The organism is Sphaerotilus montanus, from assembly GCF_013410775.1.
Taxonomy (GTDB): Bacteria; Pseudomonadota; Gammaproteobacteria; order Burkholderiales; family Burkholderiaceae_C; genus Sphaerotilus; species Sphaerotilus montanus.
Genome location: NZ_JACCFH010000001.1, coordinates 4033299 through 4045605 on the forward strand (window position 1 = coordinate 4033299; position 12307 = coordinate 4045605).

General features: G+C 67.3%; 12 protein-coding genes. 5 read left to right on the forward strand and 7 right to left on the reverse strand.

Annotated elements, in window-relative coordinates; all coding sequences use genetic code 11:
* Positions 1 to 5: 5 nt before the first annotated feature.
* A complete protein-coding gene (locus tag BDD16_RS18305; RefSeq protein ID WP_179635261.1) occupies positions 6 to 839 on the reverse strand; it encodes an ABC transporter permease in 834 nt (277 codons plus the stop codon).
* A gap of 155 nt (positions 840 to 994) precedes the next feature.
* On the opposite strand from BDD16_RS18305, the gene BDD16_RS18310 reads away from it, so the two are divergent.
* On the forward strand, positions 995 to 1912 hold the full coding sequence (locus tag BDD16_RS18310) for a DUF808 domain-containing protein (protein ID WP_179635262.1): 918 nt from the start codon (positions 995 to 997) through the stop codon (positions 1910 to 1912).
* On the opposite strand, the gene BDD16_RS18315 is transcribed toward BDD16_RS18310, so the two are convergent.
* Positions 1901 to 2935, reverse strand: coding sequence for an FmdB family zinc ribbon protein (locus BDD16_RS18315; protein WP_179635263.1), 1035 nt, complete (start codon positions 2933 to 2935; stop codon positions 1901 to 1903). The genes BDD16_RS18310 and BDD16_RS18315 overlap by 12 nt on opposite strands.
* Before the next feature lie 71 nt (positions 2936 to 3006).
* Between BDD16_RS18315 and BDD16_RS18320 the strand changes: the two genes are divergently transcribed.
* Positions 3007 to 4038 carry a tRNA dihydrouridine synthase gene (locus BDD16_RS18320; RefSeq protein WP_246332601.1) on the forward strand — a complete coding sequence of 344 codons (1032 nt, stop codon included), beginning with the start codon at positions 3007 to 3009 and terminating at the stop codon, positions 4036 to 4038.
* On the opposite strand, the gene BDD16_RS18325 is transcribed toward BDD16_RS18320, so the two are convergent.
* On the reverse strand, positions 3969 to 4181 hold the full coding sequence (locus BDD16_RS18325) for a hypothetical protein (protein ID WP_179635264.1): 213 nt from the start codon (positions 4179 to 4181) through the stop codon (positions 3969 to 3971). The two genes, BDD16_RS18320 and BDD16_RS18325, sit on opposite strands and share 70 nt — an antisense overlap.
* A gap of 298 nt (positions 4182 to 4479) precedes the next feature.
* Here BDD16_RS18325 and BDD16_RS18330 point away from each other — a divergent pair, with 298 nt between their 5' ends.
* Both BDD16_RS18330 and BDD16_RS18335 read left to right on the forward strand, forming a co-directional pair.
* A complete protein-coding gene (locus tag BDD16_RS18330; RefSeq protein ID WP_179632313.1) occupies positions 4480 to 5436 on the forward strand; it encodes an IS1595 family transposase in 957 nt (318 codons plus the stop codon).
* Between the two features lie 124 nt (positions 5437 to 5560).
* Positions 5561 to 6364 (forward strand): hypothetical protein, encoded by an 804-nt coding sequence (locus BDD16_RS18335; protein WP_179635265.1) that lies wholly within the window; start codon positions 5561 to 5563, stop codon positions 6362 to 6364.
* Between the two features lie 16 nt (positions 6365 to 6380).
* Here BDD16_RS18335 and BDD16_RS18340 read toward each other — a convergent pair whose 3' ends face one another.
* Entirely contained in the window at positions 6381 to 8201 is a 1821-nt protein-coding gene (locus BDD16_RS18340; protein WP_179635266.1) for a glutamine--tRNA ligase/YqeY domain fusion protein, read from the reverse strand.
* A gap of 255 nt (positions 8202 to 8456) precedes the next feature.
* On the opposite strand from BDD16_RS18340, the gene BDD16_RS18345 reads away from it, so the two are divergent.
* Complete coding sequence (locus BDD16_RS18345; protein ID WP_179635267.1) at positions 8457 to 9269, forward strand: hypothetical protein; 813 nt, start codon at positions 8457 to 8459, stop codon at positions 9267 to 9269.
* A 47-nt stretch (positions 9270 to 9316) separates the two neighbouring features.
* Here the strand turns inward: BDD16_RS18345 and BDD16_RS18350 are convergent, their stop codons facing one another.
* The 3 genes from BDD16_RS18350 to BDD16_RS18360 are packed head-to-tail and all read right to left on the reverse strand — an operon-like array spanning position 9317 to position 12307.
* On the reverse strand, positions 9317 to 10129 hold the full coding sequence (locus BDD16_RS18350) for a LytR/AlgR family response regulator transcription factor (RefSeq protein WP_179635268.1): 813 nt from the start codon (positions 10127 to 10129) through the stop codon (positions 9317 to 9319).
* Complete coding sequence (locus BDD16_RS18355) at positions 10126 to 11253, reverse strand: sensor histidine kinase (protein ID WP_179635269.1); 1128 nt, start codon at positions 11251 to 11253, stop codon at positions 10126 to 10128. The genes BDD16_RS18350 and BDD16_RS18355 overlap by 4 nt, the downstream gene beginning before the upstream one ends.
* A 19-nt stretch (positions 11254 to 11272) precedes the next feature.
* Positions 11273 to 12307 carry a hypothetical protein gene (locus BDD16_RS18360; RefSeq protein WP_179635270.1) on the reverse strand — a complete coding sequence of 345 codons (1035 nt, stop codon included), beginning with the start codon at positions 12305 to 12307 and terminating at the stop codon, positions 11273 to 11275.

A 12307-nucleotide genomic window follows, 5' to 3' on the forward strand; every position in this document is an offset into this window, starting at 1 on the left:
TCCGTTCAGCCCATCTGCAGTCGGTCACGCCGGGCACGGTAGAGGCTGAGTGCCAGCAGTGTCGTGCCCAGCGCCCACACGGTGGGGAGCGTCCAGCCGACCTGCGGACTGGTTTGGTAGGCGGGACCCAGCCAGGCGCTGCGCAGCAGTTCGAGCAGGTGGGCCAGGGGGTTGTGGAGACAGAACCCTTGCAGACCCTGGGGCAGACTCGCCAGCGGCACCAGTGCGCCGGAGGTGATGTAGATCGGGAGAAAGGCCATCGAGACCAGTCCGCGCAAGCGGTCGAGTGGAGGTGCCGTACCGACCGCCATGAACAGGCCCAGGGCGCAGCCAATCAGGATCATCAACGTGAGCGCGGCGAAAATTTCCAGCGGGCGGTGGGGCACTATCGGGTGCCCGGCCCATCCCAGCGCGGCGATGCAGGCGCCTGCGACCATGGCAAACACCAGCACTTCGACCACGCTGCGCGCGAGCACGGCGTCAATGGGTTGCACCTGGCGGTAGGCGAACAGCCCTTGGTTTGATTCGATCGCCTCCATCAGGCGCAGCACCAGCGACTTGAACAGCAGATAGGGCATCTGGCCGCTGACCAGAAACAGCAGCGTGTCCACGCCACCGATGGTCCGGGCACGCATCGCGCTGTAGACGGCGAGCATGGCCAGCATGTTGAGCAGCGGCTCGCCGACCACCCACACCGCACCGCCCCAGCGACCATCCAGGCGTGTCTTCAACTCGCGCAGCGACAGCGCGAACACGACACTGCGCATCACCGCCCAGCTGCTGCGCCGGGGTGGCGGGGGGCTTGGACGCGTGGTGTCGACGAGGGTCTGGGCTGGCATGGCGCCATGCTAGGCCGCCGCTTCCAGAACTTAAGTGCAAAAAAGACCCCGTTCCCCGCCCGTTTCGCGGGTTGAAAGACCGGGCAGTGCGCCGCAGGCCACGGCGTCATCGCGGTGCGCTAGGATCTTCGGCTTGATCCACCGGAGTTCTGTCCATGGCCGCTGCCAGCTTGTTAGCCCTGCTCGACGACATCACCACCCTGCTGGACGATGTCGCCCTGCTGACCAAGGTGGCCGCCAAGCAGACGGCAGGGGTGCTCGGCGATGATCTGGCGCTCAACGCGCAGCAGGTCACCGGGGTGTCGGCCGATCGGGAACTCCCCGTGGTGTGGGCCGTGGCCAAGGGCTCGCTGCTCAACAAGGCGATCCTGGTGCCGGTGGCGCTGCTCATCAGCGTGTTCGCGCCCTGGCTGATCACGCCGCTGCTGATGGTGGGGGGAACCTACCTGTGTTTCGAAGGCTTCGAGAAACTGGCGCACCGGTTCCTGCACAACGCGTCCGAGGACGATGCCCACCATGCCGAACTGACCCAGGCGCTGACCGATCCGCAGATCGATCTGGTCGCCTTCGAGCGCGACAAGATCAAGGGGGCGGTGCGGACCGATTTCATCCTGTCGGGCGAGATCATCGCCATCGCACTGGGCACCGTGGCGGGCACGGATTTCCCGACGCAGGTCGGCGTGCTGGCCGGCGTGGCGGTGCTGATGACCGTCGGGGTCTACGGAGCGGTGGCCGGCATCGTCAAGCTCGACGATCTCGGGCTGTACCTGGTGCGCACCCGGCGTGGCGCGATGGCGGCGATCGGCCAGGGCCTGCTCAAGGCCGCACCGGTGCTGATGCGGGCGCTGACCGTGGCCGGTACCGCCGCGATGTTCCTGGTGGGCGGCGGCATCCTGACGCATGGCGTGCCGGCGGCCCACCACCTGATCGAAGACTGGACGCAGCGTGCCGCCGTGCTGGGCAGCGTCGGCGAGGCCCTGCTGCCGCTGCTGGCCAACGGCGTGGCCGGTGTGGTCGCTGGCGCGCTGGCGCTGGGCGTCTGGACGCTGGTGCGCCGGATTTCAGGCCGCTGAGCGGGTCGGCACCCGGCGCTCGAACCAGGCCTTGAGCGTCCGTGGCGTGGCGACCGACAGGCCGTGGCGGCGCGACAGGTCCTCGGCCTGCTGCTCGGTCAGATCGCTGACACACAGCAGGTAGTGGTCCGGCGCGACGCCGAGCCGGTCGCGCACATGGGTGAGGCGGTCCAGATACGGAATCACCTCGCCGGTACGGCACTGCACGCACAGCGGCGTGTCCTGGCCGACCAGGAACATCAGATCCAGTGTGTGCCCCTCGTCCTTCGGCCAGGACAGGCTCACGTCGCGGGCGACCGAGAACTCCGCGCCGGCACTGACCAGATGGCGCAGACCCAGCATGAAGCTGAACCAGCTCAGCCAGCCCCCATCGAAGAAACGCCGCACTGCCTCGGCCTTCTGCAGCGACAGGCGCACCACCTGGTCCCCCTCCTGGCGGAGGTATTTCGACAGGAATCCGCTCTCGCCCAGGGTCTGGCAGAAGTCGTTCAGCGTCTTCACCTCTTCGGGCGTGCGCTTGCTCAGGTCGATGTTGATGAAGCTGTAATCCTGCTTCTGTGCCTGGCGGATGCGCTCGACGATCTCGTGCAGGCCCTGGTAGCGGGTGCCGATGCTGGCCGACACTTCGTCGAAGTGCCCCGAGGTTTCGAGCGAACGCGGGTCCAGATCGGCCGTGACACCGGCCTGGCGGAACCAGTCCAGCACCGGTGCGACCTGTACCCGGCTGCAGAAATGGTCGGTGTTGCGTGCGTCGAAATCGGTGGGCAGGGTGTGCGCATGCGGTGCCGGTTCGGACGGGGTCACCGTTTCTCCGGCATGCAGGCGCAGACGTTCGATCTCCGCCCGTGCTTCGCTCAATTCACGGCGCGTGGCGAAATAGCGGTCCAGCATCGTTCGCAGGAATGCGATGGTGGGATAGGTCTGGTTGTCTGTGCCGCAGGCCGGGCAGGCCGTGGTCGTGCCGATCTGGTCATCGGCGGGCTCGGACAGGTGCCCGCATCGGTTGCATCGGTATAGGGCCATGGGATTCGTTGGCTGGGCTCGCCAGATTATGCGCTGCAGGTCACGCGCCGGGATCGGGGACACTTCGGGGCATGAACACCCCACGATTGTTGCTGGCCCCCATGGAGGGGCTGCTGGATTGCACCTTGCGAGATCTGCTCACCCGGGCCGGTGGCATCGAGCGCTGTGTCGGCGAATTCATCCGCGTCACCGACACGCTGCTGCCGGACCGCGTATTTCACCGCATCCTGCCTGAATTGCGAAATGGCGGCCACACGTCTGCGGGGGTGCCGGTGCGTGCGCAGCTGCTCGGATCGGATCCGGTGTGTCTGGCTGACAACGCCGCGCGCCTGGCCACACTCGGCCCGGCCGGCATTGACCTGAATTTCGGCTGCCCGGCCAAGAGCGTCAATCGCCACCGCGGCGGTGCAGCGCTGCTGGACGAGCCGGAACTGATGGGGCGCATCGTGGCGGCGGTGCGGGCGGCTGTTCCGGCGGACATGCCGGTGTCGGCCAAGATGCGGCTCGGCGTGACGGACGACCGCCGTGCCGGGGACTGTGCCCGCGCGGTGGCAGAGGCCGGGGCCTCGGAGCTGGTCATCCATGCGCGCACCCGCGACCAGGGCTACCGTCCTCCAGCCTACTGGGCGCGCATTGCCGAGGTGCGCGCCGAAGTGCCAACCCTGCCGATCGTGGCCAATGGCGAGATCTGGACCGCGGACGATGCCCGGCGCTGCCAGGCCGAATCCGGCTGCGACACCCTGATGCTGGGCCGCGGTCTGGTGGCCGATCCGGGACTGGCCCTGGCCATCCTCGGCATGGGTCCGCAGGCGATGGACTGGTCCGCGGTGATGCACCTGCTGCAGGATTTCTGGGTGCGGGTGGGCGTGCAGTTCGAACCCCGCTACCGGGCCGGGCGGCTCAAGCAGTGGCTGCAGCTGCTGCGGCGGCGCCATCCCGAAGCTGCGCTGGCCCACGACCGGCTCCGGACCGTCAACGACCCCCAGGCGCTGGCACTGGGTCTGTTCGGGATGCCCGGTGCCGGTGGTGGCGCTCAGGCGGACGAGTGGTCTTCCTCGAAGCGCGAGGGCGCTGCGGATCGGTCGGTCTGTCTGGGCGCATAGGCCGCTTCGTAGCCCAGGTCCATCCGCGCGCTGTCGATGCCGTTCGACCCGGCGCGACCCGAGTCCTTGTCGGATCCGAGCCAGCGCGTCAGGCGTCGCAGAAGCGGCATCGGCGGCGTGCCGGGCGTTTGGTGATCTGACATGGTTCGTCCTTCCTGTACCAGGTTGACCTGCATGTGACCCGCATGAACTGCCGGGTCAGCTTGACTTGACTGGAGTGAGTTTATTTTCCGCGCAGAGTTCCCGTGTGCAAGCGGGAATATCCTTAAGTTGAATGAGTGATTTCGGGCGGGTGGTTGAGAAAATTCCTCAATTATTTTTCATAAATCTGAGTGCTTGATTTAGTTGATTAACTTGTCCTGATTAGCAATGATTCTCAGCAAGGTGCCAACTGACGATCAGGCGTAGCGTAGAAGACAGACCAAGCGCAGGAGCGAGCACATGCCGATGAACCGAATCCAGTTCCAGCAGGGGATGTCGCTGCCAGAGTTCATGGCCAGCTTCGGCACGGAAGAGCAATGCGCCGAGGCGGTCAAGCAGGCGCGCTGGCCGCAGGGCTTCGAGTGCCCGCGCTGCGGCAGTGCGGCGCACTACGTGGTGGGCCACGGGGCGCGCAAGCTGTTCCAGTGCAACGGCTGCCGCCACCAGACATCGCTGACCGCGGGCAGCCTGTTCGCCAGCACCAAGCTGCCACTGAAGACGTGGTTCCTGGCGATCTACCTGCTCAGCCAGGCCAAGACGGGACTGTCGGCGCTGGCGCTCAAGCGGCAGGTGGGCGTGAGCTACCCGACGGCGTGGCTGATGCACCAGAAGATCATGCACGCGATGGCCGAGCGGGTGGACCAGTACCGACTCGACGGCACGGTGCAGCTCGACGATGCCTACCTTGGCGGAGAGCGCAGCGGCGGCAAGGCGGGCCGGGGTTCGGAGAACAAGGTGCCGTTCGTGGCGGCGGTCTCGGTCGATGACCAGGGGCATCCGCAGTACGTCAAGCTCGCGCCGGTGAGCGGCTTCACGCTGGAGGCGGTGGGCCAGTGGGCGCAGGCGGCGCTGATGCCGGGAACGCGGGTGGTCAGCGACGGGCTGGGGTGCTTCGCCGCGGTCACCAGCGCGGGCTGCCTGCACACGCCGATCGTGGTGGGCCAGCGCAAGCCGCGCGAGCTGCCCGAGTTCACCTGGGTCAATACGGTGCTGGGCAACCTGAAGACGACGTTGTCGGGTGCGTTCCATGCGTTCAAGTACCCCAAGTACGCCAGCAGCTATCTGGCAGCGTTCGCCTACCGCTTCAACCGCCGGTTCGACCTGCGCGGGCTGGTGGCTCGGCTCATCATCGATGTCGCGCGGTGCAAGCCTCGGGCTCAGCGGGTCGTTCGGGGGAATGCTGAGGATCGTTGCTAATCAGGTAACTTGTTGAGGAATATCCGAAAGAGCAGATCGCGTTTCTTTGTGAAATTTGGTAACAGATAGAACCGGATCGGCCCGTGCCGGGAAATGATGGCTCCATCAGAGCAGGGGATCGCGCATGTGGAATCGAATCAAGTCCGTATGGGCCGCCGGCTGGGTCGTGGCCGTGTCCTGCGCATGGCTGGTCCCGCTCGCGATGGCGGGGGACCGGCTGCTGGCGTACCTGAACGACGATCTGGCCCGGCTCCAGTTCAAGGCGGCGACCACGGCGGTGCCGAGCCTGCTCGACATCAACGAGTCCCCCAACATCACCGCGGCGCGGGTGCTTCTGGTGGCATGCCTGCTGCTGCTCGCGGTGGCGATCGTCTTCTGGAGTATCCGGGCGCACCGGAGTTTTCGTGCGGAGGGGGACCGTCTGGACGGATTGCGCACACGCCTGAAGGAGCGGGAGCGTGCGCTGGAGCAGCAGTTCCAGTACCTGGAAGCCCAGGTGATGCGTGCACGGGATGCCCTGTCGGCGCAATATGACCGGCTGGCCGATACGGCCTCGCCCGACACCGTGGCCTCGGTGTTCGATGCGCGCTTCGAGCGGCTGGAGAGCCTGCTGGCGCGCCATCTCGGCGAGATGGACCGGCGCCTGGGTGCCGTGGAGGGCGAGCTGCGCACCAGTGGCGAGCGGCTGGTCCACCAGTTCGTCGATCTGCGGGAGCGTGTGGTGCAGGTGCAGTCGGTGAACAACTCCAACTTTGGCGATCTGGCGTCCGCGCCGATGCCGCTGGGCGGGATCGCCGGACCTGGCGCCCGCCTGCAGGATGTCGTGCTCAACCTGTCGCACCTGCAGGAGGACCTCCGCCTGGAGCGGCGGCAGCTGCGCAAGAAGCTGGCGGGGCTGCCGGATGCGGGCCGTCAGGCCACGTCGTGAACGTGGCGCTGGCGATTCACTTCCAGCCGTCCTTCAGTCCCGTGATCTTGTTGAACACGGGACGTCCGGGCGCATGGTCGAGCCGGTCGGCCACGAAGTAGCCGAAGCGCTCGAACTGGAACTTCGCGTCCGGTGTCGCCTGGGCCAGTGACGGCTCGACATAGGCGGTGATCGTGCGCATGCTGGCCGGGTTCAGGCTGGCCTTGAAGTCCTTGCCGCCCGCATCGGGCTGCGGGTCGGTGAACAGGCGGTCGTAGAGGCGCACTTCCGCCGCCACGCCGTCCGCCACGCTGACCCAGGTGATGGCGGCCTTGACCTTGACCGCGTCCGCGCCGGGCGTGCCGCTCTTGGTGTCGGGAACCACCTTCGCCAGCACGGCGGTGACGCGTCCGTCCGCGTCCTTCTCGCAACCGGTGCATTCCACGACGTAGCCTCCCTTGAGACGCACCTTGTTGCCCGGGAACAGCCGCTTGTAGCCCTTGGGCGGCACTTCCTCGAAGTCCTCGCGCTCGATCCAGACCTCGCGGCCGATCACGAACTGGCGCGCGGCGGGCGCCGGCTGTCCTTCAGGCGGGTGCGGCAGCGCGGGCAGCGTGCAGGGTTCCAGATGGCCGGCGCCCATGACCTCGTCCCAATTGGTCAGCACGAGCTTGACGGGGTCGAGCACGGCCATGCCCCGGTGGGCCTTGTGTTCCAGGTCGTCGCGCAGCGCGATGTCGAGCGTCGAATAGTCGATCCAGCTGTCGGCCTTGGTCACGCCGATGCGCTCGGCGAAGAGCTGGATCGCCTCGGGCGTGTAGCCGCGCCGGCGCAGGCCGACGATGGTGGGCATGCGCGGGTCGTCCCAGCCGCCGACAAAGCCTTCGTTGACGAGCTGCGCCAGCTTGCGCTTGCTGGTGATGACGTAGGTGAGGTTGAGCCGCGCGAATTCGTACTGGCGCGGCGGCGGCGCCTGCAGCAGGCCGGCCTCCGTCAGGCGCTCCAGCAACCAGTCGTAGAACGGGCGCTGGTCCTCGAATTCGAGCGTGCAGATCGAGTGCGTGATCTGCTCCAGCGCGTCCTCGATCGGGTGCGCGAAGGTGTACATCGGGTAGATGCACCAGCGGTCGCCCGTGTTGTGGTGCGTGGCACGGCGGATGCGGTAGATCGCCGGGTCGCGCAGGTTGATGTTCGGGCTGGCCATGTCGATCTTCGCGCGCAGCACCATCGCACCGTCCGCGTGCACGCCGTCGCGCATCTCGCGGAAGCGGGCGAGGTTTTCGGCAGGCGTGCGGTTGCGGAACGGGCTGTCCTTGCCCGGGTGCACGAAGTCGCCACGGTTGGCGCGCATCTCTTCGGGCGTCTGCTCGTCGACGTAGGCGTGGCCGTGCTCGATCAGTGCCTCGGCGGCGCGGTACATCACGTCGAAGTAGTCGCTGGCGTAGTAGAGATGGCTCTCCGTGCGGCCTCCGAACGACGTGTCCCAGCCGAAGCAGAGCCACTGCACCGCGTCGAGGATGGAGTCGACGTATTCCTTCTCCTCCTTCTCCGGATTCGTGTCGTCGAAGCGCATGTGGCAGACGCCGCCGTAGTCGCGCGCCAGCCCGAAGTTCAGGCAGATGCTCTTGGCGTGGCCGACGTGCAGGTAGCCGTTCGGCTCGGGCGGGAAGCGGGTGCGGATCTTCGCCGGGTCGGGCTCGCCGGCTGCATGGTGGGCCGCGTCGCCGGGGGTGCCGGCCCAGCGGCGGCTGGCGTAGGTGCCCTGTTCCAGGTCACGCTCGATGATGGCGCGCAGGAAATTGCTGGTCTTGTGCTCGACGGCGGCGCCGTCGGCTGAGGTCTTGTTCGCGTCGCTCATGACAGAGGCGGGGTGGTCTGGTGCGTGAAGGATCGGCCGCCGGGTCGGGCGGTGGGGTCGAATGATTGTAGCGACGGGGTGCCAGGGGCTGACCCGGGGTGCCCGATTCGCAAGTCTTGCGCCGCGGCCGGTGGTGGCACCTGCATCCAGGGGCTCTGCCGCACACCGGCCCCCCGCAGTGGATGGGCCCGCATCGGTGGACCGTTCTCTAACATGGCGTCACACCTTGACATGACCATGTGCTGATTGTGGGAAATGAATCCAGATTCCGAGTTCCTGATTCCTGACCCGGCCGACGATGCGGCCCCGTACCCCCGTGTCGAGGCGTGGGAGCCGGTGCGCAGCGGGTCACGCCGTCGGCGTGTCGGAAAACGCTCTGACATGGTGCGCTGGGCGACTGGTCGGGCTGGTGCGCACGCCGGTGGCGGTGCCTTTCCGGATGGCTGGCAACAGGCTCAGGGCATGAGCTTCGAATATCCGTGTATTCCGCTGGAGTTACTGCCAGTCCGGCGCGGCCCTGCGCCCCTGCATACCGCGACAGCGGTTTCCGGGGCCGAAACCACAAATCTCGTGTCACAGTCGGCATTTTTGAAGGCCGATTTGTCAATACAAGTCGTTACGGAGTGCACAATGTCGCCAATCGTTCAATTGTTGACGGGGGCCTTGATGCAGAAGTCCGACTTTTCCAGTGCGCGCAGACAAACCGGCGCCACATCGTTGCCGGGTCTGCCTTCGACCGGGTTTTCAAGTGCTGCCGCGACGGCCCGTCCGGGGGCTTCCGATTTCCAGCATTCGGCGCCGTCCATGCTCACGGCCGAGCGTCTGAACGGGTATGGTGCCCGCTGGCTTCAATCCTTGCCCGTGACGGTTCGCCCGCTCATCACGGCAAAAAGACACCCTCATATCGTGAACAAGTTCGCGATTCTCTGGGGTGAGGACGAGGCGGTGAACGCGTATTTCGACGAACTGCTCATCAGTTCGCGGCCCGGTCGCCGGGGCTTCGCCACCGAGGTGCTCGATGAACTGGTCGAGTTGCAGCGGGCGGTGCAGGAACAGCGCCGTTATTGATAAATCTGCGCAACAGTTCGTGCATGGGCACAAACTTCGCGATCGGTTCAAATGCCTTTGAACAGATGGGCATAGACCCGGCTCACCGGCAGGATCTCGCTGCGCTGGCGCAACACCACGGAGAGCCTGCCTTGCTCATCCCGCACGGCGCGGGATATGCAGCGTGTCTGCACCAGAATGCTGCGGTGAATCTTCCAGAAGCGCCTTTCATCAATTTGATTGATTAATTCCCGCAAGGACATCCGGATCAGATGTTCGCGGTCGGTGGTCAGGACCCGGACATACTTGTCTGCTGCTTCGAAATAGACCACCTCGTCGACCGGCACCATTTCCACGGTGTGTCCCGTCTGGACCGGGATGAAGTCCAGCCGCTGCGGTGTGGTCATGGATGGGGCGAGCAGCGATTGCAACTGGCGTGCAAACGTCTGCAGAGGGTCTGGTTCCGAGGGGTGCAGGACGTCGCGCCGCGCCAGTTGCTGTTGCAAGCGCTGGCAACACGACTGCAGCCGCGCGCGGACCAGCGGCTTGAGCAGGTAGTCCACTGCCTGCAGCTCGAAGGCTTGCACGGCGTGCTGGTCATAGGCCGTGATGAACACCAGCAGCGGGAAGGGCACTCCCGGATCGTCCGTCCAGTCCTCGGCCAGTGCCCGCGCCACTTCCAGCCCCGTCAGCCCCGGCATGCGGATGTCGAGGAAGCACACGTCAGGCCGCAGCTCCAGCGCGCGGGCCAGCGCCTGCACACCGTTGGTGGCGACGGCGGTCACGGCCAGATCTGGCCAGACCTGCTGCAACTCGGCGCGCAGGTGTGCTGCGAGCAGGGGTTCGTCTTCGGCGATCAGGGCGGTGCGCAGGGCGGTCATGGCGTTGGCAGGGGCAAGGGCAGATCGATGAGGGCCAGTGTGCCGGGCGGCTCCTGGATGCTGTCGGTGCGTGTCAGGCTCAGCGTGGCCTCGGTGCCGTACAGCGTGCGCAGTCGCTCGCGGACCTGTGACAGGCCAAAGCCGGTCCCGGTGCTCGGCAGCGGGGCACTGGCATGGGTCAGCCCGTCGCCGCTGTCGAAGACCCGGAGCTGGAGCCTCGCGCCACCGGGATGGTCCAGGCGGCGTGCCTCGATGCGGATCTGTCCGCCGTCGATCGCGGGTTCCAAGCCGTGGTGGACGGCATTTTCGACCAGCGGCTGCAGCAGCAGCGTCGGCACGGCGAGGTCGGCCAGCTCCGGCGGCAGGTCCAGGCTTGTCTGCAGCCGAGGCCCCATTCGCACGCTCATCAGCGCCAGGTAGTCGCGCAGTCGGTCGAATTCGGCGTGCAGCGGGTGCAGCGTCGTGCGCGAGCCCTGCAGCGTGCTGCGCAGGAAGGCGATCAGGTGGTCGAGCATCGCCTGGGCCTGCGGCGGGTCGAGTGCGATCAGCACCCGCAGGTTCGCCAGCGTGTTGAACAGCATGTGCGGTTCCAGCTGGCTTTCCAGGAGCTTCAGCCGGTGTTCGGCCGCCATGCGCAGCGCGGATTCGGCCTCGGCCCGGGTGGCGGCGAGTTCGCCCTGGGACTTGAAGAAAAACGTGGCCGCCAAGCCGATGCTCAGTGACAACAGCAGCATCCCGGCATTGGGTCGCCAGTTGGCGCCGAGGTGGGTGTCGTGCCCGAGGATCAGGCCGCCGAGCGCATGGCCGCCGATGTAGGCCGCCGGCACGCCGACCACGATGCAGGCACCCATCCAGAACCAGCCCGGCCAGCCCGCCTTCGCCGCCTGGTTGTCCGGGTCACGCCGGCTGATCACCCAGGCGATGGCGTGGCAGCCACCGTCCAGCGCCAGCTCGCACAGCAGGCCGACGCACAGCGAATACACCAGGCTGTTGAAGAACTGCCCGTGGCTCACCAGCGTCAGTCCGGTGGCGATGACCACGGCCAGCACGACGGTGAGCAGCGTGCGGTTGAGGACCGTGCAGTGCCAGCAGCGCCTGGTGGTGGAGTCGGGTTCGAGCGTCATGGTGGGTTTGTAGCAGCCTTCAGAAGCTGCGGGTCATGGCCAGCGCACCGGTCTGTCGGCTCGGGGTGTGCCGCAGCGCTGCGCCGACCGGCCCGCCGAACACGCGCCAGACGGCCTCGACGCGCCATTGGTCCCCCTGCCAGCGCAGTCCGGCGCCCAGCACCCGGCCGGCATCCGCGGGTTGCCACAGCGCGTCGGCCGACACCTGCCAGGCATCGTGCTGCCACGCGAGGCGGCCGTAGGCGTTGCGACGGGCGGAGGGTGTGGCGGCCTGACCGTCGTGCCAGACCTCGGCGAGCACGGTCACGTCCGCGCCGCCGGTCCAACTGCCGCCGACGAGCGTCTGGTGGCGGCCCAGCGCGGGCAGCCAGCGGGTCGAGGCGTGCCACTCCACCGCGTCCGACGCGACCCACGCCAGCGCCGCACCGACGTTGCCGCGGGTCGCCGCGCTCCAGTGCGCGTGGGCGTGCAGATCGAGCGCGCCGAGCCGCTGGTAGTGCCGCAGGGCGAGCGCGCTGCCGTCGTGGCCCTGCTGCGGATCGACCCAGACCAGGCTGGTGGCGTCGTCGGCGCCGAAGTGTTCGACCTGCACGATGCCGCGGCCCTGTGGCGTGGCGGGCAGCAGCGGGCGGCGTTCCTCGCGCTGCACCACGTCGTTCGGCCGGAAGCCTTGGCCGACGTCCCAGCCGATGATGCGGCGGCCGGCGCTGAACTGCCAGTCGCCGCGGTCGGTGGTGGCGTACAGCTCGTTGACGCGGCCCGTGCCGGTGCTGGCCGTGGCGCCGTCGTCGTGCAACACGGTCACGGCCGCGTCCGCATGCAGGGCCAGAGACCGCCCTTCCGGCAGCGGCAGTCGGGCGTCGGTCTTCAGGTCGAGTTCGCTGCGCCAGCGGCTGGGCGGCGCGAACGCGGGCGCCGGGCCGAGCGGATTGGCCAGCCGCCATTCACGCGCGGTCTGCCACTGGCCGGACAGTGTGGGCGTCAGTCCTTGCGCATGCACCTGTCCGAGCCCGGACGCCAGCGCCAGGCCGGCGAGCCACCAGGGGTTGTGCAT

Coding starts and splice junctions, on each gene's coding strand:
- BDD16_RS18305 (WP_179635261.1), bottom strand. CDS start 839: ATGCCAGCCCAGACCCTCGTCGACACCACGCGTCCAAGCCCCCCGCCA.
- BDD16_RS18310 (WP_179635262.1), top strand. CDS start 995: ATGGCCGCTGCCAGCTTGTTAGCCCTGCTCGACGACATCACCACCCTG.
- BDD16_RS18315 (WP_179635263.1), bottom strand. CDS start 2,935: ATGGCCCTATACCGATGCAACCGATGCGGGCACCTGTCCGAGCCCGCC.
- BDD16_RS18320 (WP_246332601.1), top strand. CDS start 3,007: ATGAACACCCCACGATTGTTGCTGGCCCCCATGGAGGGGCTGCTGGAT.
- BDD16_RS18325 (WP_179635264.1), bottom strand. CDS start 4,181: ATGTCAGATCACCAAACGCCCGGCACGCCGCCGATGCCGCTTCTGCGA.
- BDD16_RS18330 (WP_179632313.1), top strand. CDS start 4,480: ATGCCGATGAACCGAATCCAGTTCCAGCAGGGGATGTCGCTGCCAGAG.
- BDD16_RS18335 (WP_179635265.1), top strand. CDS start 5,561: ATGTGGAATCGAATCAAGTCCGTATGGGCCGCCGGCTGGGTCGTGGCC.
- BDD16_RS18340 (WP_179635266.1), bottom strand. CDS start 8,201: ATGAGCGACGCGAACAAGACCTCAGCCGACGGCGCCGCCGTCGAGCAC.
- BDD16_RS18345 (WP_179635267.1), top strand. CDS start 8,457: ATGAATCCAGATTCCGAGTTCCTGATTCCTGACCCGGCCGACGATGCG.
- BDD16_RS18350 (WP_179635268.1), bottom strand. CDS start 10,129: ATGACCGCCCTGCGCACCGCCCTGATCGCCGAAGACGAACCCCTGCTC.
- BDD16_RS18355 (WP_179635269.1), bottom strand. CDS start 11,253: ATGACGCTCGAACCCGACTCCACCACCAGGCGCTGCTGGCACTGCACG.
- BDD16_RS18360 (WP_179635270.1), bottom strand. CDS start 12,307: ATGCACAACCCCTGGTGGCTCGCCGGCCTGGCGCTGGCGTCCGGGCTC.